General features: G+C 35.7%; 17 protein-coding genes. 9 read left to right on the forward strand and 8 right to left on the reverse strand.

Features of this window, described 5'->3' with window-relative positions; translation table 11 throughout:
• Positions 1–192 precede the first annotated feature (192 nt).
• The 3 genes from thrA (at position 193) to thrC (ending at position 4,956) form a co-directional block, all read left to right on the forward strand.
• Positions 193–2,646: a bifunctional aspartate kinase/homoserine dehydrogenase I gene (thrA, locus tag FYC62_RS15120; protein WP_149075538.1), complete on the forward strand. Its 2,454-nt coding sequence runs from the start codon at positions 193–195 to the stop codon at positions 2,644–2,646.
• Positions 2,646–3,578 carry a homoserine kinase gene (locus FYC62_RS15125; RefSeq protein ID WP_149075539.1) on the forward strand — a complete coding sequence of 311 codons (933 nt, stop codon included), beginning with the start codon at positions 2,646–2,648 and terminating at the stop codon, positions 3,576–3,578. Before thrA ends, FYC62_RS15125 begins: the two co-directional genes overlap by 1 nt.
• A 73-nt stretch (positions 3,579–3,651) precedes the next feature.
• A complete protein-coding gene (thrC, locus tag FYC62_RS15130) occupies positions 3,652–4,956 on the forward strand; it encodes a threonine synthase (RefSeq protein ID WP_149075540.1) in 1,305 nt (434 codons plus the stop codon).
• 382 nt (positions 4,957–5,338) lie between these two features.
• Here the strand turns inward: thrC and FYC62_RS15135 are convergent, their stop codons facing one another.
• The 4 genes from FYC62_RS15135 to FYC62_RS15150 all read right to left on the reverse strand — a co-directional run bounded on the left by FYC62_RS15135 (position 5,339) and on the right by FYC62_RS15150 (position 11,244).
• Positions 5,339–7,792, reverse strand: a complete 2,454-nt coding sequence (locus FYC62_RS15135; protein ID WP_168199460.1) for an outer membrane beta-barrel protein — start codon at positions 7,790–7,792, stop codon at positions 5,339–5,341.
• A gap of 58 nt (positions 7,793–7,850) precedes the next feature.
• Entirely contained in the window at positions 7,851–10,448 is a 2,598-nt protein-coding gene (locus FYC62_RS15140; RefSeq protein WP_240534756.1) for a TonB-dependent receptor domain-containing protein, read from the reverse strand.
• 27 nt (positions 10,449–10,475) lie between these two features.
• A complete protein-coding gene (locus FYC62_RS15145; RefSeq protein WP_149075542.1) occupies positions 10,476–10,760 on the reverse strand; it encodes an ATP-dependent Clp protease adaptor ClpS in 285 nt (94 codons plus the stop codon).
• A gap of 79 nt (positions 10,761–10,839) precedes the next feature.
• On the reverse strand, positions 10,840–11,244 hold the full coding sequence (locus FYC62_RS15150) for a helix-turn-helix domain-containing protein (protein WP_317131498.1): 405 nt from the start codon (positions 11,242–11,244) through the stop codon (positions 10,840–10,842).
• A gap of 86 nt (positions 11,245–11,330) precedes the next feature.
• Between FYC62_RS15150 and FYC62_RS15155 the strand changes: the two genes are divergently transcribed.
• Positions 11,331–12,503 carry an IS4 family transposase gene (locus FYC62_RS15155; RefSeq protein WP_149074277.1) on the forward strand — a complete coding sequence of 391 codons (1,173 nt, stop codon included), beginning with the start codon at positions 11,331–11,333 and terminating at the stop codon, positions 12,501–12,503.
• A 51-nt stretch (positions 12,504–12,554) separates the two neighbouring features.
• Here FYC62_RS15155 and FYC62_RS15160 read toward each other — a convergent pair whose 3' ends face one another.
• The gene (locus FYC62_RS15160) at positions 12,555–12,746 is read right to left on the reverse strand and encodes a hypothetical protein (RefSeq protein WP_149075544.1); all 192 of its coding nucleotides are present in this window, start codon (positions 12,744–12,746) and stop codon (positions 12,555–12,557) included.
• Between the two features lie 92 nt (positions 12,747–12,838).
• Between FYC62_RS15160 and purD the strand changes: the two genes are divergently transcribed.
• The gene (gene purD / locus FYC62_RS15165; RefSeq protein ID WP_039454718.1) at positions 12,839–14,113 is read left to right on the forward strand and encodes a phosphoribosylamine--glycine ligase; all 1,275 of its coding nucleotides are present in this window, start codon (positions 12,839–12,841) and stop codon (positions 14,111–14,113) included.
• A gap of 185 nt (positions 14,114–14,298) precedes the next feature.
• Positions 14,299–15,174 carry a hypothetical protein gene (locus FYC62_RS15170; RefSeq protein ID WP_149075545.1) on the forward strand — a complete coding sequence of 292 codons (876 nt, stop codon included), beginning with the start codon at positions 14,299–14,301 and terminating at the stop codon, positions 15,172–15,174.
• 41 nt (positions 15,175–15,215) lie between these two features.
• On the opposite strand, the gene FYC62_RS15175 is transcribed toward FYC62_RS15170, so the two are convergent.
• Together FYC62_RS15175 and FYC62_RS15180 are read right to left on the reverse strand one after the other, a co-directional pair.
• Positions 15,216–16,331, reverse strand: a complete 1,116-nt coding sequence (locus FYC62_RS15175) for a TlpA disulfide reductase family protein (RefSeq protein WP_039454735.1) — start codon at positions 16,329–16,331, stop codon at positions 15,216–15,218.
• Between the two features lie 5 nt (positions 16,332–16,336).
• Entirely contained in the window at positions 16,337–17,521 is a 1,185-nt protein-coding gene (locus FYC62_RS15180) for a formimidoylglutamase (RefSeq protein WP_039454722.1), read from the reverse strand.
• 136 nt (positions 17,522–17,657) lie between these two features.
• On the opposite strand from FYC62_RS15180, the gene FYC62_RS15185 reads away from it, so the two are divergent.
• On the forward strand, positions 17,658–18,632 hold the full coding sequence (locus tag FYC62_RS15185) for an NAD-dependent epimerase/dehydratase family protein (protein ID WP_149075546.1): 975 nt from the start codon (positions 17,658–17,660) through the stop codon (positions 18,630–18,632).
• A 64-nt stretch (positions 18,633–18,696) separates the two neighbouring features.
• Positions 18,697–19,989 carry an HAD-IB family phosphatase gene (locus FYC62_RS15190; RefSeq protein WP_149075547.1) on the forward strand — a complete coding sequence of 431 codons (1,293 nt, stop codon included), beginning with the start codon at positions 18,697–18,699 and terminating at the stop codon, positions 19,987–19,989.
• On the opposite strand, the gene FYC62_RS15195 is transcribed toward FYC62_RS15190, so the two are convergent.
• Positions 19,986–20,201 carry a hypothetical protein gene (locus FYC62_RS15195; protein ID WP_149075548.1) on the reverse strand — a complete coding sequence of 72 codons (216 nt, stop codon included), beginning with the start codon at positions 20,199–20,201 and terminating at the stop codon, positions 19,986–19,988. The genes FYC62_RS15190 and FYC62_RS15195 overlap by 4 nt on opposite strands.
• Before the next feature lie 38 nt (positions 20,202–20,239).
• On the opposite strand from FYC62_RS15195, the gene FYC62_RS15200 reads away from it, so the two are divergent.
• Entirely contained in the window at positions 20,240–20,920 is a 681-nt protein-coding gene (locus FYC62_RS15200; RefSeq protein ID WP_149075549.1) for a YceH family protein, read from the forward strand.
• Positions 20,921–21,041 lie beyond the last annotated feature (121 nt).

The following is a 21,041-nucleotide window of genomic DNA, read 5'->3' on the forward strand; positions in this document are numbered from 1 at the left end:
TAAAAACGTGAATAATAACTATGCAACTACAATTACTTACACCATGACGCTCTGCGCATAGAGGAAGGTAATTATAGGCTTATATAAAACATACAAAGCGCCTTCCGACAAAACGGAAGGCGCTTTTTTTTAAATTTTAATATCAAATCCAAAGCTGCGTGTCAGTAAAAGATTTTTAGCTGTAGAAAGAAAATGAAAATTTTAAAATTCGGAGGAACTTCTGTTGGGTCTGTAGATGCTTTAAAAGCGTTAATAGACGTGGTTAAAACTAACCTTGATAAGCAAGAACAAATGGTCATTGTTGTTTCTGCTATGGGAGGTGTTACCAACCAATTAATCACGACGGCAGAGAACGCTATAAAAGGAATTGATTTTTCTGAAGCTTTGGCTGATATAGAAAAAAGACACTTTGAAGTGGTAAAAGCGTTAATTCCTGTGCAACAACAAAATCAGGTTTTAACCAAATTAAAATTATTTTTTCAAGAGCTGGAAGATTTAATGCAAGGTGTTACGGCCTTACAAGAGCTAAGTCCAAAAACTCGTGATGCTATTTTAAGCTATGGCGAGCAATGCTCGGCTTTTATGATTTCTAGAATCTTAAAAACCATACATGAAGGTGCTGATTACCTAAACACCACAGAAATTATTAAAACTGATAGTACTTTTGGTAATGCCCGTGTAGATTTTGAACAAAGTAATTTCTTGATCAAGAACTACTTTGAACATCATAAAGATAGTTTAATTGTGGCTACAGGTTTTATAGCTAGCGATGACCAAAACAGGGTAACAACTCTTGGTCGTGGTGGTAGTGATTATACTTCTGCCATCATTGGTGCGGCTTTAAATGTATCGCAAATAGAAATCTGGACAGATGTTAATGGCATGATGACTGCCGATCCAAGAAGGGTAAAAAAAGCATTTTCTTTAGAAGAACTTTCTTATACCGAGGCTATGGAGCTTTCTTTCTTTGGGGCAAAGGTGATTTATCCGCCAACCATGATTCCGGCTTTCTTAAAGAAAATTCCAATTGTTATTAAAAATACTTTTGATGCTAGTTTCCCAGGAACTTTTATCAAACATGATATCAAGCCATCATCAACCGTTATCAGAGGGATTTCTTCTGTAGACCATATCAGCATTATCAATTTGCAAGGTAGTGGCATGGTTGGTAAAGCGGGTTTTAGCGGCAGGTTATTCTCTTTACTGTCTAGAGAGCAGGTAAACGTAGTTTTAATTACACAATCATCATCAGAGCACTCTATCACTTTTGCGGTTAACCCTGAGGATGCTAAAAAAGCACAAGCTTTAATTCAGCAAGAGTTTGAGTTAGAATTACAAGCCGGAAAATTAGAGCCTATCACCATAGAACATGATCTTTCTATTTTAGCCATCGTAGGCGAAAATATGAAGAAAACACCGGGTATTGCCGGAAAACTTTTCCATGCTTTAGGTAGAAATGGTGTTAATGTGGTTGCTATAGCGCAAGGTTCATCAGAATACAATATCTCGGTAATTATTTATAATTCCGATTTGACAAAAGCTTTAAATACCGTACACGATGCGTTTTTTGCACAATTGCAAAAGAACTTAAACGTATTTATTGTTGGTGTGGGTAATATCAGTAAAGAATTGCTTTCGCAGATAAATGCTCATCATGCTTATTTAGTAGAAAATAATCTCATCAATATCAAAATCATCGGTTTAACCAACACTAAAAAAATGTTGATAGAGCCAGCTGGTATAGATTTAGCTAATTGGCAACAAAGCTTAGATGAATCAACCGAGCCTGCAGATTTAAATAAATTTGTGAGTGAGATGAAGAGCTTAAACCTACCAAACTGCGTATTTGTAGATAATACTGCAAGCCCAATTCCAAGTACTTTATATAAAGATATTTTCAAGTCGAATATTTCCGTGGTTACTTGCAATAAAATTGCTAACTCTGGCGATTATAAGCAGTTTGCAGATTTAAGAAGTACTGCTCAGAAATACGGAGTAGATTTCTTGTACGAAACCAACGTAGGTGCTGGTTTACCTATCATCACCACATTACATGATTTAATCATCAGTGGCGATAAAATCACCAAGATAGAAGCTATTCTTTCTGGTACCATCTCTTTCATTTTTAATAATTTTAAAGGTGATGTTACTTTCCACGATGTAGTTAAGCAAGCACAAGAAAAAGGTTATACAGAGCCAGATCCTCGTGATGATTTAGGTGGGATTGATTTTATGCGTAAAATATTAATCTTAGCCAGAAATAGTGGTTTAGCAATGGAAGCTGCTGATGTAGATTTAGGAGCTATTTTACCAGAAAATTGCGCTAAAGCACCAACTGTTGAAGCTTTTTATCAAGAGCTAAAAGTTTCTAACGATTATTTTGAACAGCTTAAAAAAGATGCTGAAAAACAAGGTAAAGTACTTCGTTACATTGGAAAATTAGAAAACGGTAAAGCAAGCATTAGCCTGCAAGCAGTAGGTATGGATCATCCTTTCTACGCTTTATCTGGTAGCGATAACATTATAGCTTTCACCACCGAGAGGTATTGTGAAACACAAATGGTAGTAAAAGGGCCTGGTGCTGGTGCTGCGGTTACCGCTGCTGGTGTATTTGCCGATTTAGTTAAAGTAGGAGCTAACCAGTAATGAGCAGTAAATCAATAAAAGTATATGCCCCAGCTACTGTTGCTAATGTGGTGTGTGGTTTTGATATTTTGGGCTTCGCTGTTAATGAACCGGGCGATGAACTCATCATGGATCTATGCGATAAACCTGGCGTAGTCATAAGCTCTATAGAAGGCGATGGTGGTAAATTACCTCTCGATGCCGACCGTAACACAGTAGCTGCAGGTGTTAAAAGCATATTAAAACAACTTGGTCGTGAAGACATCGGCGTTAAGCTAAAACTAAAGAAAAAAATGCCTTTAGGTAGTGGCTTAGGTTCTAGTGCAGCTAGTTCTGTAGCGGGTATATTTGCTATTAACGAATTATTAGACAGGCCTTTAAGCAAAGAAGAATTACTGCCTTTTGCTATGGAAGGCGAGGCTTTAGCTTGTGGCCATGGTCATGCCGATAATGTTGCACCTGCTTTATTTGGCGGTTTTACCCTCATTAAAAGTTATGAGCCTTTAGAGGTGATAGCTTTACCAGTGCCAAATTTATATTGCGCTTTATTGTATCCGCATGTTGATGTACCTACTAGAGATGCCAGACAAATTATACGTTCTAAAGTATTGTTAAAAGATGCAGTTACCCAATGGGGAAATATTGCTGGCCTAATAAGTGCTTTATATCTGGGAGATTACGATTTACTTGGACGTTGTATGAAAGATGTTATTGTAGAGCCCATACGCTCTATGTTGATACCAGAGTTTTATAAAATGAAGGAAATAGCCATGCACCACGGTGCTTTAGGTTTTGGTATCTCGGGTTCGGGACCAACTGTTTTTTCTTTATTCCGTTCGCCGGATGACGCACAAAGGGTATTATTAACCTTACAACAAGTGCTTTTAGACAAAGGTATCGCCAGTAACATATATTTATCAGAAATTAATAAAAACGGACCAGTTATACTATAGTAGTTTGTTAGGTATTAGTTTGTTAGGAATCAACTAATCATCCAATCAACTAACCATCCAACCATCTAAAGAAATGAAACTATACAGTACCAAAAACCATCATTTATCGGTTGATTTTAAGACAGCAGTTTTCAATAGCCTTCCGGCAGATAATGGTTTATATATGCCTACCACTATCCCAGTTTTAGATGAAAATATCATTGCTGGTTGGGATAAGAAATCTTTACCAGAAATTGCTTTCGATTTAGCCTATGCTTTATTAAAAGATGATATTTCTGCCGAAGCTTTAAAAGCTATTGTAGATGATGCTGCAAATTTTGAGGCTCCTTTACATCCTTTAGCTGATGATGTTTTTATTCTAGAGTTATTCCATGGTCCGTCTTTAGCCTTTAAAGATTTTGGAGGGCGTTTCATGAGCCGTATCATGGCGCATTTCTTAAAGGAAGAGGAAAAAGAAATCAGGATTTTAGTAGCTACCTCTGGCGATACAGGAGGTGCAGTAGCCTTAGGTTTTTTAAATGTACCGGGTATAAAAGTTACCATTCTTTACCCAAAAGGTAAGGTAAGTTTAATACAAGAATTGCAATTAACTACCAATGGTAATAATATAGAAGCCGTAGAAATTGATGGTACTTTTGATGATTGCCAAGCTATGGTAAAGCAAGCTTTTCATGATGAAGAGTTAAATGCTAAGTTTAATCTTACCTCTGCAAATTCTATCAATATCAGCAGGTTAATACCTCAAATGTTTTACTATGCCAATACTTATGCCCGCTTAAAGCAACAGTTTGAGCATATTACTTTTGTTACGCCAAGTGGTAACTTCGGTAATATAGCGGCTGGTATGTTAGCTTCTAAAATGGGTGTGCCTATAAAACAATTTATAGCAGCTACAAATAGTAATGATATTGTTCCTCAGTATTTAAAAACTGGCGTTTATACGGCAAAACCTTCCGTACAAACCTTAGCTAACGCTATGGATGTTGGTAATCCTAGTAATTTTGTAAGGATACTAGATATGTTTGATAAGGATAAAACTAAACTAGAAGCAGCATTTGATGCTGTAGCATTTGATGATGATGCTATCAAAGTGGCAATCAAAGAAGTTTATCAGGAAAAGCAATATATCATGTGCCCACATACGGCTACTGGTTATTTAGCAGTAAAAGAGGCCAAGGCAAAAAACCAATTAGATAAGCATGCTTATGTAGTTTTGGCTACGGCACATCCTTGCAAATTCCCTGATGTTTTTGAGGAATTGCACATTCCTTATGAAGTACCTGCACAAGTAGCAGAGCTATATCATAAAGCAAAACATCAAATTGTGATGGATAACAGCTATCAAAACTTTAAGGATTATTTGTTATCGCAATCATAACCCTGAAAGGGTTCAATACTGATAACCATAGGTATATCCTATGGAGATAACCAAGGCGCAGCCTACGGAGATAACCCCAACCCTGAAAGGGTTCAATACTCATAACCATAGGTGCATCCTATGGATTGACACATATACAAAGTCTGAGTGATGGGATAAATGCCCAACCCTGAAAGGGTTTAACACACCTAACCATAGGCGTCGAGCCTATGGATTGACACATATACAAAGTCTGAGTGATGGGATAAATGCCCCAACCCTGAAAGGGTTCAATACTCATAACCATAGGTGCATCCTATGGATTAAAACACACGTACAACCTAGTAAATGATAGATACGCAACCCTGAAAGGGTTTAACACACCTAACCATAGGTGTACACCCTATGGATTAACCCTCTTTTTAGGGATAACCGCTTTGGTGTTACCGCCATTTATTTTAGTAAAGCGATAGCTTAAGGCCGCCATAAAATTACGGGTTCTTTGAAGCGAAAAGCTTTCTTGGAAAAAAGTTTGCCCTTGGGTGATAGAACTAAAATTACGCTCGCTAAATGGGTCTACCATGGTTACGCGGGCACTCATTCTATTCTTTAAGAAATTACGTTTAAAACCAAACTGACTTTCTAAATAGCCATTTACTATGCCCTGTGCAGAAACATTTCTGATATAGTTAAGATTAGCTTCCATGGCTGTAGATTTATCAAAACTATAGCTCATGCCTGCATTAGCTCTTACCGCTATACCTGTATTATTTAAACGCGAATTAGCAGCCGATTCATAACTTACCCTACTCACCGTAAAGCCGGCATTCATATTCTTGGTTTTATCTATTTGGTAATTTGCGAAAGTGTTGAAATTTATAGAGCTGCTATTTCCTAAGTTTAAATAAGTAGTCTCTGTACCATTGGTACCTGCAATAGGGGTTTTAATACGCTCTATAATCCTGCTAGAAATGGCATAACTAATTCTTGGCGAAACCGACCAGCCTTTACCAAAAAAGGTAATATTAGCTTCGTATTGGTCTGTAAAAGAAGGTCTTAAATTGATATTTCCGAAACGGATATTTAAAGAGTCAGAATTATCTATCAAAGGGTTTAGGGCAAAAGCTCTGGGTCTGGTAATTCTTCTGCTGTAATTTAAACCACCACGCATGGTTTTAGAAAAACTCCGGGTAACGGCTAAACTTGGGAAAAAGCTCATGTAAGGTTTAAAATCAGCATTAGGCATATTTTCTTGTATAAAGTTGATATTGGTAAGCTCAGCTCTTGTTCCAGCTCTTATACTCCATTTTTTTATCCTAAATCTGGCTGTTAAATAGCTGGCGTAAACATTTTGCTTAAACAAAAAGGCATTGGTTAAAGCATCATTTACCACATATTCATTCACATCATAATCAAAGCGTTGCGCTAACTGATTTTCGTCTGAGTTGTTAAGGTTGATTTTAAAACCCGTTTCTAAACGCGTATTTAAAAATTTAAAAGTCTTATCGTAATCAAGGTTTAGTTCTAGGTTAGAGCCTACATTGTTGTTGCTATTTTGTTGTAGGGTAGGTTCTGGATTCCTTAAAGTTCCATCTGGTCGGTAAGAAAATCTAGAAAAGTCTCTTAAATCAGTATAGTTATTTCTATTGTAATTGATGCCTACGGTATAATTCTGTTTGTTTTTTCCTCTTAGCGTATAATCGGCATCCATCACAAAATCATAACTATTATTTCCATTAGTATTATTTTGCCTTAATAGATTTCTTTCTATTCTTTCTTCTGTAAGAGATAAGTTATCAGAAAAACTTTCGCTAAAACCATCATTATAACTACCTCTAAGGGTTGCCTTTAAAACTTGTGCAGAATCTGGTTGGTAAGTTATAGATACTCTACTGTCTACACCATCAGTAATACGCTCTGCATTATTTGTTTGGTCGTTAAAAAAAGTAGTATCAATAGCGCCATTAGTATCAAAAACATTATTGGTTCTGTTAGAATTGGCATCAGATAATCTTAAAGCATGTGAATAACCTGCATTGGCATTAAAAGATAATTTTTTGCCTTTTGAAGATAAAAAAGCACCTGCATTATGATTTCCTAAAGTGCCAAATCTGGAAGATAAAGTGCCTGTTAAGCCCACTTTACGACCTTTTTTCATCACAATATTGATGATACCATCGCCATCAGCATCAAATTTAGAAGAGGGGTCTGTAATAACTTCTATACTTTCTAAAGCGTCTGAAGGTAAAATACTCAATAACTCGCCTATACTATTTGCAGAATAATCTGAGGGTTTGCCATCAATAAAAATCCGGGTATTTCTTCTGCCGGCAATGGTAGCTTTTCCATCTATATCCACACTCACCATAGGTACGTTTTTCAAAACATCGGCGGCAACGCTACCCTCACCAGCTATGGTTTCAGAGATGTTATAAACCAATTTATCGTCATGCATTTCAACCACAGGTTTTTGATAGGTTACCACAACCTCATTCAATAGTTTATCATTAGCATTGAGGAGGATATCGCCTAAATCAATCTCGAAACGGGTATCAGTAATGGCTATTTGGGTAATGGCTTTATTCTGATAGCCCACATAAGATATTTTTAAAGTATAGCTACCAGGTTTTAAATTATTGATCGTGAAATTACCTTCCAAATCATTCTGTAATGATTTTGGCGTAGAAACGCTATCGGTTAAGCTTAATGCAGCAAAAGGAATAGGAAGATTGGTTTTAATATCTAAAACTCTTCCTTTAATAATACCTGGTGCATTTACTGGTAAATTTTGCGAAAATACCTGTAAACTAATCGTAATAATAGAAAGTATCAGCCAAAAACGTATAGGTTGAAGCAATTTCAATTTGGTTATTTATAGTGATTGAGTTTTTTAGACTCTTTTATCTGTTAAAGGTTTAAAAGCTTTCTTCGCCCATGCCACCTCCGGTATTTTCTGGTCTTTTGTTATTTCTTCTTTGGTTATTTTCCATTTTACCAAAACGATAGCTAAAGCTTAAATTATACATTTGGCCTTGTCTTCTACGCTCAAATTCTTGTATAAACTGGCCGTTATCTGTTAACATGCCAAATCTTCTGCTGTTAAAAACGTCTTGCAAGTTAAGGCCAATACTTCCTTTTTTATTCAACACATCGTATTTGATACCGGCATCCATGGCAATCATTTCCTTCATTCTGCCTTGCGACATTACCCTTGGAGCCATGTAAAATAAATTGGCTTGCGCCGATAGCTTTTTGGTAATGGTCATTTGCGATGTTAAATTACCATTCCAGTTAAAGCCATCGTTATCATTAATACCTAAACTAGCATCGCCCGTAAAATAGGTTTGGAAGAAGTTTAAGTTACCGGTAATATTAAAGCCTTTAGCAATATCAGCCCTGCTGATTAATTCTAAACCAAAAGATTGATTTCTGGCAATGTTAAACCATCTGGAAATAGTACCTCCATTTTGATCAGGGTTTTGTTGTCTGATACTTTGTACAACATCATTTACCTGTCTGTAATAAAGGGAAGATGTTAAGGTAACAGCTTTCCAAAATTTAGCATAACCAAACTCGAAAGAATGAATGTCTTCTGGTCTTAAATTAGGATTTCCGATTCTGATGTTATACCTGTCTGCAACATCTGGGAAAGGGTTAATTTGCCAGCCTCTTGGCCTGTTTACTCTTCTAGAATAACTTAGCTGTAATTGATTATTTCCTTTAAGTTTTTGAGTTAAAAATATACTAGGATACAGTCTGAAATAATCTAACCTGCCGGGTGCAGAATTTGGCGTTCCATTAATATCTGCTCTGCTAAAATTGGTGTTTAAATAAGCTTGTTCTGCCCTTAAACCAACTTGTGCTCCAAAATTTTCAGTAAATTGTTTTTGATAATTACTATAAACAGCATGTACAAATTCTTCCATCTCAAACAAACTAGTTAAATCAAAATCTCTGTTATAAGAATTGAAATTAGCCACTAAAGTGTCTGATACTTGGTCTTCATCACTATATCTTAAGGTGGTGCGGTAGCCCGCTTCTAGCTTACTGGTTTTAGAAAATGGTTTGATATAATCTAGCTGAATATTAAAATTTCTATTGTCTTGTGCAACATCGTTACGACGGTTAACGCCTAGCCTATCAGAAAGTCCGCCTTGACTATTGAAAAACTGTTGCACAATGTTTTCAAAATCATTTTCATTGCTTTTTCCGTAGGAGAAATTGGTACTTAGTTCCTCACCAGGGTTTTTAAACTTATGGAAAAAATCAACATTTAAATCATAACCATAACCATCTTCTGTATTGATGTTTTCACCTGGTCCGCGGTCTTGTAAATCTCCGTTGCTATTAAAGAAAAACTGGTTAAGCGTTTCCCTAGCATCTTCATTTCCTACGTTAAGATTCCCAGAAATAGCTAAGCTAGTTTTTGGGGTAAAGTATCTTTCTACACCTAGTTTTAGAGTGTTTGTTAAGTCTGATCTTAAAGTGTTTTGGCTAGCAGTAGTAAATGCGCTGGTATTATTGGTGCTCAAAAATCTGGTGTTATTAGAGCCAAAACCAATTCTATCTCCGCTTCTTAAAGAGTAATTACCAGAGAAGTTCCACTTTTCATTTCTAAAGTTTAAACCTGTATTAAAGTTGTAATTATTAAACCTACCTGCAGATGTATTAACATTACCATTAACACCCAAACGCTGGTTCTTTTTAAGTACGATATTGATAATTCCAGATTGCCCTTCTACGTCATATTTAGAAGAAGGATTGGTAATCAATTCAACTTTGTCTATCGCATTAGCGGGTAAAGATTGCAGGATAGCATTAACATCGCTACCGCCAAAAGTAGATGGTTTACCATCAATAAGAATACGCACATTACTTGTGCCTCTTAAACTTACATTACCATCTAAATCTACTTGTACAGAAGGTACAGTAGCCAATAAATCTGCGGCAGTACCACCTTGTGTAGCCAAACTTTGGTCGGCATTAAATACTTTCCTATCTATACCTAATTGTATAACATCTTTTTTACCCGTTACAACAACTTCATTAAGCACAGCATCAGCATTTTTATTAAGTTTTAAAATACCTAAGTCAATTACTTTTTGATTGGTGATGGTAATAGTTCTACTAAGCGTATTATAACCTACAAAGCTAATGCTGATTTTAAAATTGCCTGCCTCATTAATATCGTTAAAAGTAAAATTACCTTCTAAGTTGCTTTGTGTAGCTTTGAAAGGGTTATTATCTGCTTTTAAAAGTTTAATAGTGGCAAAATCTAATATGGCAGAAGATTTAGCATCTACAACTTTACCTTTTATCTGAACAGAAATGGGTGTTTGAGCAAAAATTTGTGTAGTAAGCGCAATAAATACTAAGATTAGAACAAATAATGGAGAGTAAAAACGCATGTTAAGTTTAAGTTTTCTGTTTAGAACTCGAAAGTTAAGCCAGTGTTTAACCAAACCTGCTAAGGTAACCGCATTATTACATAAAGTGCTGCTTTTCAGCAACACATAAAAAAGGTTTTAGGTAAGATTTGTTTAATCAACAGAAACGGTTAAACCTTCCTGTTTTAAGATTTTACGGTAAACTTCCATCTCTGTTAAAGAACCTTCCAAAATAGCACATTTACCTTCGTTGTGTACCGTCCATGCAATTTTATCGGCTTGGTTTTCAGAATAATCCAGATATTTCATCAAGCAATAGATAACGTGGTCAAAAGTATTCACCTCGTCATTCCATAATATTAATCGGTGTACCGTTTTTAAAGAGCTTAAAATCTCGTCAAGGGTAAAGGTCTCTTCTTGTGTTTGTGTACCTGCCATACAAATCATCCTGCAAAAATAATTATTCGTAGTTAAAAGCTTTCAAAAAAAATGATAAGAAATTGTTAGCCAAATATTTTTAGAGTTTTTCAATCTCTATGCGCTTATTCCCTTTTAGGTTTTTAAAGAAACTTGGTGTTAGACCAGTTACTTTTTTAAACTGGCTACTTAAGTGCGCCACGCTGCTATAATTTAGTTGGTAAGCTATTTCAGAAAGCGATAATTCATCGTAAATCAATAGCTCTTTAACTTTTTCTATCTTTTGGGTGATGAAGTATTTTTCTATTGTAATGCCTTCTTTCTCAGAAAATAAATTACTCAGGTAACTGTAATCGTGTTTCAATTGTCTACTTAAAAAATCGCTTAAGTTTATGTGTAAGGCTTCCTTTTGGTGATGTATCAATTCAATAATTTGTGTTTTAATAGCATCAATCAATTTGCTTTTTTTATCATCAATAATTTCGAAACCTAAATTTTCTAACAATAGCGTCCTAAACGAATAAAAAAGGAGAAAGGAAAGTTTTAACTCATCGTTACCTTTGAGGTTGCACAAAAACAAACCCTTTCTCAATGGTAAATGTAACACTATTCTCCCAAATCATATCAAAACTTGAGCGTTCAAAGTTCAACAAACTGGTATCTACATCTCAGAGCGACAAACATAATAAAGGTTATACAAGCTGGACACATCTAGTATCGATGTTGTTCTGCCAGTTTGCCAAAAGCCAATCGGTACGTGATATTAGTAACGGTCTTCGTTCAGCTACTGGCAACCTCAATCATTTAGGTATTCAAAAAGCTCCATCTAAATCTAGTGTAAGCTATCAGAACAAGCACAGGGACTATAACATCTTCAAGTCCTATTATTTCATACTGTTAGAAAGTTTGGGACAGCAGGCAGGCTTTAAACAAATAAAGTTCAGGATTAAGTCCAAAATCTTCCTGTTAGACTCCACTACTATCAGTCTGTGTCTTTCTCTATTTGATTGGGCCAGGTACAAAACAGCTAAAGGAGCGGTTAAACTGCATACTCTGCTTGATTATGATGGCAATCTACCAGCATATGTCAATATTACCAACGGCAAAACTGCGGATAACAAAGGAGCTTATGATGTGCCTTTACACAAAGGAAGTGTTATTGTTGCAGACCGATTCTATAATGACTTTGCCCTGCTGAATGTTTGGGACAGCAACGGCGTATTTTTTGTGATCAGACATAAAGAAAACCTCCAATATACTACAGTTAAGGAAAATATATTGCCGGAGAACAGGCATAAGAATATCCTGATTGACGAGATTATTGAGCTTAAAACCACAAAATCAAAGGACAGCTATCCCAAAAACTTAAGAAGAGTGGCTGTTTGGGATGATAAAAATGAACAAACTATAGAAATTATTACCAATCAAATGTATTGGACAGCAAACACCATCAGTGAGCTTTATAAAAGCAGATGGCAGATTGAAATCTTTTTTAGAGAGATCAAACAGAACCTGCATATCAAATCATTTATCGGAACCACAGAAAATGCCGTGATGATACAGATATGGACAGCGCTAATTACCATCCTCATCCTTAAAGCACTTAAAGCAATGGCTAAATATGGATGGCAGCTCTCCAACCTTATCGCATTTATCAGACTTAACATATTTGTGAAAATAAATCTACAGAATTGGCTCGATAGGCCTTTTGAAGAACCCGATGAGCTAAAAGATAAACAAGTTATTCAAGGGGTTCTTTTCTGAAATCTATTTTTATCTCATAAATTTTAAGCTATTGCGTTACTTTTGATGTTTTCATAAACGTTTAGGACAGTATTGATTTTCTAACTCTAATTTTAGGGTATTTACTTGTTTTTCTGTTGGTGCTTCTTTCAAATGTACTTCGCCAAGCAGTACTTGTTCGGGCTGTAAATTTAGTTCCTGAAACACCTGCTCAACCACCATTTTACAGCGGCTGCAAACCATATTTTTGATGTAGATGACCATAGTTGATGCTCTTATTACAAATATGCTATTTTATAATGGCTAAAATGATAATTAAATAGGGCTATGTTAAAGGGATATATTATTTTTGGGCCATGAATATCCTAATCCTTGGTTCTGGCGGAAGAGAGAGCACCTTCGCCTGGAAAATTTCTCAAAGTCCTTTATGTGAAAAATTATTTATTGCACCCGGAAACGCCGGTACACAGCAATATGGCAAAAATGTAAACATAAAAGCTACAGATTTTGACGCTATCAAAGCTTTTGTACTTCAAAATGAGGTAAACTTAGTATTGGTTGGACCAGAAGAACCCTTAGTAAAAGGTATTCACGATTATTTTTTAGCCGATGAGGATTTAAAAAACATCCCTGTTATAGGGCCTAAAAAAGATGGTGCACAGCTAGAAGGCAGTAAAGATTTCTCTAAAAACTTTATGGAGAAATATAAAATCCCAACTGCCGCTTCTCATACTTTTACAGTTGATACTTTAAAGGAAGGTTTAACTTATCTAAAGCACCATCCACTACCAGTAGTTTTAAAAGCCGATGGCTTAGCGGCTGGTAAAGGCGTTTTAATTTGCAGCACTTTAGAAGAAGCACAAACAGAATTAAAACTGATGCTGGAAGATGCTAAGTTTGGCGAAGCCAGCTCTAAGGTAGTGATAGAAGAATTTTTAACAGGTATAGAGCTTTCTGTCTTTGTTTTAAGTGATGGTAAAGATTATATCGTTTTACCAGAAGCTAAAGATTATAAGAGAATAGGCGAAGGAGATACAGGTTTAAATACAGGCGGAATGGGTTCTGTATCGCCAGTACCTTTTGCTGATGCAACTTTTATGAAAAAGGTAGAGGATAGCATTGTTATCCCTACGGTAGACGGATTAAAAGCAGAAAATATTGACTACAAAGGCTTTATATTTATTGGCTTAATGAATGTAAACGGAGAGCCTTATGTGATAGAATATAATTGCCGTATGGGCGACCCAGAAACAGAAAGTGTTTTCTTAAGAATAGAAAGCGATGTAGTAGAGATGCTAAAGGCTGTTGCCGAGGAAAGAATTGCCGGATATGAGTTAAAAATCTCTCCGAAAACAGCTGCTACTATCGTGGTTGTTGCGGGTGGTTATCCCGGCGAATACCTTAAAGGAAAAGCTATTACAGGGATAGAAAACGTAGAGGAGTCTATGGTGTTTCATGCTGGTACCGAATTAGAAAACGGAATCATTAAAACCAATGGAGGTAGAGTATTAACCGTTAGTACTTTACAGGATGATATTTTTACCGCTTTACAACAAGCTACCGCAGATGCTGGAAGAATTTACTTTGACGCTGCTAATTTTAGAAAAGATATAGGTTTTGATTTGATATAGAGGTATAAAATCAACAATTTTACCCATATTTACTCAACATTACACAGTGTTGGGATTGTTAATAAAATCCACTGTTAATTTTACAGTGGATTTTGTTGTATAAGGGGGTATTTTTCTTTGAAAATTATCCACAATAGCTCAATCTGGCACAATATTCCCTCCTGTGGGGATGATATACATACTAAATGATTAAAGGGTTTAAAATAGTTTTTACATTTCTACTGATACTAAGTATAGCTGGCTGTACTAGTAAAAGGTATGAATGGGTAAAAGTTAATCCCGAAAAGCTTCATTTAGCCAAAACAGCTAAACCTTATAGCGAAAGTGTAAGAAGAGTTAATATTTATATCAATGCCAAGCACAAGGCAGAGTTGCTGGTTTATGAGGACGCTGATACTTTCTTACAAAAGAATATAGTTCCTTCTGCTCAGCCTATTTCAAAGGTTAATCGACCAATAAAACAAAATAAAATCGCTAAGCTTAGTACTACAAAGAAGATTGTGGCTAAGAAATCTCCAGCTATAGCGCTAGTAAAACCAGCTCCAGCTGTTAAAGCAAATAAACAGGTTAAGCTCACTAAGCCAGCAGTTAAAGAAAAAACTGATGAAGAGGAAGCATTATCTAAATTAAATAGTGCCTTAATCTTACCAAAAAAGAAGCCTAAGCAAACAATTCAGCCAAAAGAAACAGCAGTTGAAAGTGTAACTCAAAAAGAGCAAGCAAGGCAGCAAGCTGGTGTTTCTCCAATGTTTTCAGATCAAGCTGATAGCAAAACACAAGAGGCAACACAAAAAAGTCCTAAAGCGGTAGAGGATCAAGAAGTAACAAGTTCTCCCGCAGAAGAAAAGTTAGAAGAAACTCAGGCAGACAATTTAAATAATCCGGAAGAAGAAGTTAAAAACAGTGAAGAAGGAGCCTTCAAGCGTAATAATTACATGTGGGTAGGCTTAGTTCTGATTATTATAGGTTTGATTATTGGGCTTGTATTTGGCGGCATGGCTTATTTCATCTCAGTGGTAGGTGTTATTTTTCTTTTGATAGGCTACTTCTACAAGGTATAAACAAAAATGTCTGAAGATTTTCATCCCCAGACATCTTCAACTTATTTCTTATCAAAAATCTCTTTGAGTTTATCTTCTAAAGCTCCGCCTCTTAAATTTTTAGCTACTATTTTACCGCTAGGGTCTATCAAAAAGTTCTTAGGAATAGCATCAATACCATAAATTTTAGAAATCTCTGTAGTAGAATCTATCAGTTGAGCCCACATCAAATTATCTGTTTTAATAGCTTTTTGCCATGCATTTCTATCTGTATCTATAGAAACACCTAAAATAGTAAAGCCTTTATCTTTATACTTTTCGTAAGCGCTCACTACAAAAGGATTTTCTTTGCGACAAGGGCCACACCATGATGCCCAAAAATCTAATAATACATATTGACCTTTGTAGGATGATAATTTAAGCGGGATACCTTCAGGTGTTTTTTCCTCAAAATCTGTTGCCATAGCGCCAATGCCAGTTACCTTCGCAATGTCTAATTTCTGCTTGATAACAGCAGCTAAAGCATATTTCTTAACCTTATCTTGTAAACCACTAAATAAGCTTTCTGCTTGGCTATACTCCATATCATCAATACCCAAATCCTGATTAAAAGCATACAAACTGATGTAAGATTGAGGATTTGCTTTTATGAAGTTGATGATTTGCGCTTTTCTCTCTTCCAGCAGATTTAAATAGCGCCCTTGGAAACTTTCAATGGTTTCTTGTTTGGCTTTTTTCTCTGGTGCTAAAGCTGCAAACTCTTTATTTAAAGCAATTAATTTGCTTTCTGATGCCTGTGTAGCAGTTTTGTAAGCCACATCTTCCTTAAAAATGGTTAAGCCATTTACCTTAGCTTGTGCAATAGAATCTTTTGCGGTAAGGGTGGCATTTCCTGGCTCAATAAAAAAGCGGTAAACGTCTTTTGGTCCTTTATCTTTTAAAGCATTTCCTTCATGCTGTAATAGTAAAACGGCAACACTAGGTTCTTTTAAATCAAGATTGAAACTAAATTTCCCGTTATTAACCACGGCCGAATCTATCACCTCTGCATTATTTTGGATATGGATAAAGTATAGCTTCTTATTTTGACTCGCAGCAGAAAACTCGCCTTTAAGGCTAAACTGTGCAAAAGCTAAAACCGGAACCTGCAATAGCAAGCCTAAGAGTATTTTTTTCATGCTTTTTAATTTAATTTTTGATATGTGCGCCACCATAAATCGGGCATTTCTCCGCTAACGGCCAATTGATAATCTTCATATAAGCAAGGCACAAAATGAAACCTTTCATTTTTAGAACCTGCCGATGGATAAGGAACTTGCATCCACCAACGGTCTGTTTTTTTACTTTTAACAAATATCAACTCATGTCCGTCTTCTTGTAAACTGGTCTTATATACGATATAGTCTGATTTAGGGTTCATCGGGAAATCTTTCTTGCGGTTATAAAAACCATCTAAGAAACACCAAATCATTTGCGCCATCAACATCGCCGATTGCCCGTTTTGGTCATAAGCCGGGTTAAATTCGTAAAAACCTATAGAACTTAATTTATCGCTATAACCTGCGTATCTGCAAAGCTGACAAGCTTCTTCGCCGTAAAAACCATTAGGTGCAGCATTTCCATTAGCTACCGCATCAGAAGAACGTATGCTACTGATATCAAAACTGATCATATTAGCATTTCTGATAGCAGGTTCTGCCAAGTGTACTGCTCCGCTAATTTCTCCTAAGCGTTGTGCATCAAAAAACAGCTTATCCATCACCCTTAAACTATCCTGACTAACAAAATAAGTTTGGTAGCCTAGGTTGCTAAAGTTGAATAGGTAATTAGGCTGGTGCAAGAAAATCTTGTTCAGGTAGGAAATAGCATCCGTAGCTACAGCCTCATCTTCCTCAGCCTCATTCATATCAAAATGAGAATCTATCACCAATAAATCTACCTTTTGCTCTAAATCTTCATAACCTAGGTATTGGGCATAGGTTAAATCTTGGCTTCCGCCGATGATAAGGGGTAAAATATTTAGCTTTATAAGCTCGGTAGTAACAGTTTTTAAGGCAATATAAGTGTCTGATAACTGATGGCCGGGTAAGATATTCCCTAAATCAACAATTTTAGATTTATATGCACCTTCATTGAGGCTGTATAATTTCTCGCGAATATAATCTGGCCCCAAGGCACAACCTTGGTTGTTGATAGCGCCTCTATCATCGCAAACACCAATAATGGCTACATCAAAACTAGCATCTTCTAAAACAGGAAAATCTGTTTCATAAGCAGTAATTTTCATACCTAAATGGCTGGTATAAAAACCAGTTTTAGGCTTAAGTTTTTCAATATTGATGGGAGAGAAAAAATCTGCTAAAGACATATTGTTGGTATAAATCAAATCAAATATCTAATTTTTATGTTAATAGATATTAAAAATTACGATTAAACATTTAATATCATCTTTAGCTGTTATTAATCAGTTAAGAATATTTAATTTGCCTTTTTAAATTAGCGGCATGATTTTAATTACAGGAGCAACAGGATTTTTGGGCGCACAATTAACCAAGCAACTTTTAGCAAAAAGTATTAAAGTTAGGTGTATCAAAAGAGCGTCTTCTGTAATACCTGAAGTTTTAAAACCTTATGAAAGCCAAATAGAGTGGTTTGATGCCGATATTTTAGATGTTTCTGATTTAATAGATGCCTTTGAGGGCATTACCCATGTTTACCATTGTGCGGCTTATGTTTCTTTAAATAATTACAATGAAAAGGAAATGATGGCCATCAATGTTGATGGAACAGCTAATGTGGTAAACCTATGTTTAAGCTTTGGCATAACAAAGTTGGTTTATGTAAGTTCTATTGCGGCATTGGGGCAAGTTAAACCCGGCGAAACCATCACAGAAAATAATTATTGGGATGCTTATGATAAAAATGGCGCTTATGCTATCTCTAAATACAGGGCAGAAATGGAGGTTTGGCGTGGTGTAGAGGAAGGCTTAAAAGCAGTTATTGTAAATCCTTCTGTTATTATTGGTGCAGGTATTGGCAAACAAGGCAGTGGTAAAATATTTGAAACCGTAAAAAAAGGTTTAAACTACTACACATCAGGTGGTACAGGCTTAGTAGATGTAGAAGATGTGGCCTGTTTAATGATTAAGCTGATGGAGCATGAAGTGATAAATGAGCGTTTTATCATCAATGCAGAAAATTACAGTTTTAAACGTTTATTTACAGAAATTGCTGTGGCCTTAAACTTAAAAGCCCCAGAAAAAGAACTAAAAGAATGGCAAGCAAGATTGTTTTGGCGCTTAGCTTCTTTTTTACGTTTGCTTAAAATTAAAATACCTGTGGTGTCAAAAGATTTGCTAAAAGCAGCATTTCAAACCCAAGAGTATAGTAATCATAAGGTTTCTTCCTTGCTCTCTTATCACTTTACCCCGGTAAACATGAGCATTACCAAAAGTGTAAATGGTATAAAATCATTTTAATTTCTCTAATTTTCCATTTTTTTAAAATCATTTATGCATTTTTGGGCTTAAAATTTTTTAAGCTTTGAATCAGTATTTTATCATAGATTTCGATAGTACTTTCACACAGGTGGAAGCATTAGATGAACTGGCAAGAATATCTCTAAAAAATCATCCAGATAGAGAAGCCATCTACAAAAAAATAGAAGACCTTACCAATTTAGCTATGGAAGGTAAACTTTCTTTCTCCGAAAGTTTAGAAGGCAGGGTTAAATTATTAGAGGCTAATAAAGACGATTTAAAAAAGCTGATCAAACATCTAAAAACCAAAGTATCTTCTTCTTTCTCTAGAAATAAGGTGTTTTTTAAGAAGCATGCTAAAGAAGTATTAATCGTTTCTGGTGGTTTTAAAGAGTTTATTACACCTGTAGTAACGCCTTACCATATCAAAAAGGAGAATATTTATGCCAATACCTTCATCTTTGACGAGCAAGGTAAAATCATCGGTTACGATAAAGCTAACCCACTATCAGAAGAAGGGGGTAAAGTAAAACTTTTACAAAGGATGTCTTTGAAAGGTGATATTTATGGTATTGGCGATGGTCATTCTGATTTCCAATTGAAAGAATCGGGCTTAATTAAAAAGTTCTTTGCTTATACCGAAAATATTGAGCGTAAAGCAGTTGCCGAAAAGGCAGACCATGTAACCCCAAGTTTTGATGAGTTTCTTTATGTAAGCGATTTACCAAGAGCTATCTCTTACCCTAAAAACAGAATTTTATGTTTAGTGGTAGGTAATGTGCCAGAAGAAAGTATTCAATTACTTAAAAAGGATGGTTTTTCTATCAGACACAAAGAAACCTTTGAAGATAAATACGTACAAGATGTAGGGATGCTGCTTTTGGCAGATGGTGAGAAGGTAGATAAAGCTACACTTAAAAAAGCTGTAAAACTTAAAACCATAGGCTATTTTGGTAATGCAAAAGGCAATATAGATTTTGATGTATGTACCGAAATGGGTATTGTAGTTTTTGATAGTGTAAAGAGCAATCTTACCCACAAAACGCTTATAGCTCGCCGTATGGCCGATTTTATCAATACCGGAACCACCTACATGAGTAGTAATTTTCCTAATCTGCAATTGCCAAAAATTGCAGGTTCGCACAGGCTTATCCATATTCATGAAAACGTACCGGGTGTAATGGCTAAAATCACCAAAGTATTGGCTAAACACCAAATCAATATTGTGGGGCAGTTCTTAATGACCAACCCTTTAATTGGATATGTAATTACCGATACCGATACAGAATACGATAAAGCCTTACTTAAAGAAATGCGTAAGGTAGAAAATACCATTAAGTTTAGGGTCTTGTATTAGGCCCTAAGCTGCTTTTTTAGTTTCAAGTAGTTCATCACAAAGTAAATAAACAAGGCAACTATACTTAAAAGCATTAATATGTAGGCGAAAGCACCAATATGAACCCACAATTTAGCTCCCGGAATATGGTTGAATTTATAGAAGAAACCAATCAAGAAAAAAGTTAATCCTACTAAAAAGCCAGTTAAAGCAGTATATTTAAGAGTTTTCATAGCTAAAAATTTATTCTAATTTAATAAACATTCTTTTTATGAGCAATAGCCAAACATTACCCATTCTAAATGCTGAAGAGATAAGAGTTTTAGGTGCTTTGATGGAAAAGAGTAAAACTACTCCAGATTATTACCCTATGACGCTGAATGCTTTAACAGCAGCTTGTAATCAGAAGACATCGCGTAAACCTGTTGTTGCTTATGATGAAGAAACGGTAGTGATGACTTTAGACTCATTAAAGAAAAAGGGCTTAATTTCTACTGCAACAGGTGGTGGTAGCAGAACGGTAAAGTACAAACATAATTTTGCTATTGTTTTTCCGGTTGTGCCACAAGAAGTGGCTTTAATTTGCTTGTTGTTTCTACGCGGTCCGCAAACACCTGGCGAACTAAATACCAATTCTGGTAGATTATATGAGTTTGAATCTATAGAAGATGTACAGCAAACTTTAGAAAAACTAGCTACAGAAGAACCTGCTTATGTAGTACAATTACCCAAAAGAGCCGGACAAAAAGAAGCCAGATATGCCCATCTATTTGCTGATGTTGTATTAGATGAAGATGATGATTTACCTGAGGAACCTGCTCGCAAATCAGTTGGTGAGTTGGAAGCTCGTTTAGCTAAAGTTGAGGATGAACTAGCCGAGTTAAAAGCTGCTTTTGATAAGCTGATGAAAGAATTGATGGATAGTTATAGCGTAGTAAGTAGTTATAAGTAGAAAATACAGAGTATAAAGATGCCTAAATAGCCGATATTGATGTACAAGAGAGTATAGCGTAGAAATGGCCTCCCCCTACGCCCCTCGAGAAGCTACCGTGTACCCACAAAAAAGGTAGATA

It is taken from the genome of Pedobacter aquae (assembly GCF_008195825.1).
Taxonomy (GTDB): Bacteria; Bacteroidota; Bacteroidia; order Sphingobacteriales; family Sphingobacteriaceae; genus Pseudopedobacter; species Pseudopedobacter aquae.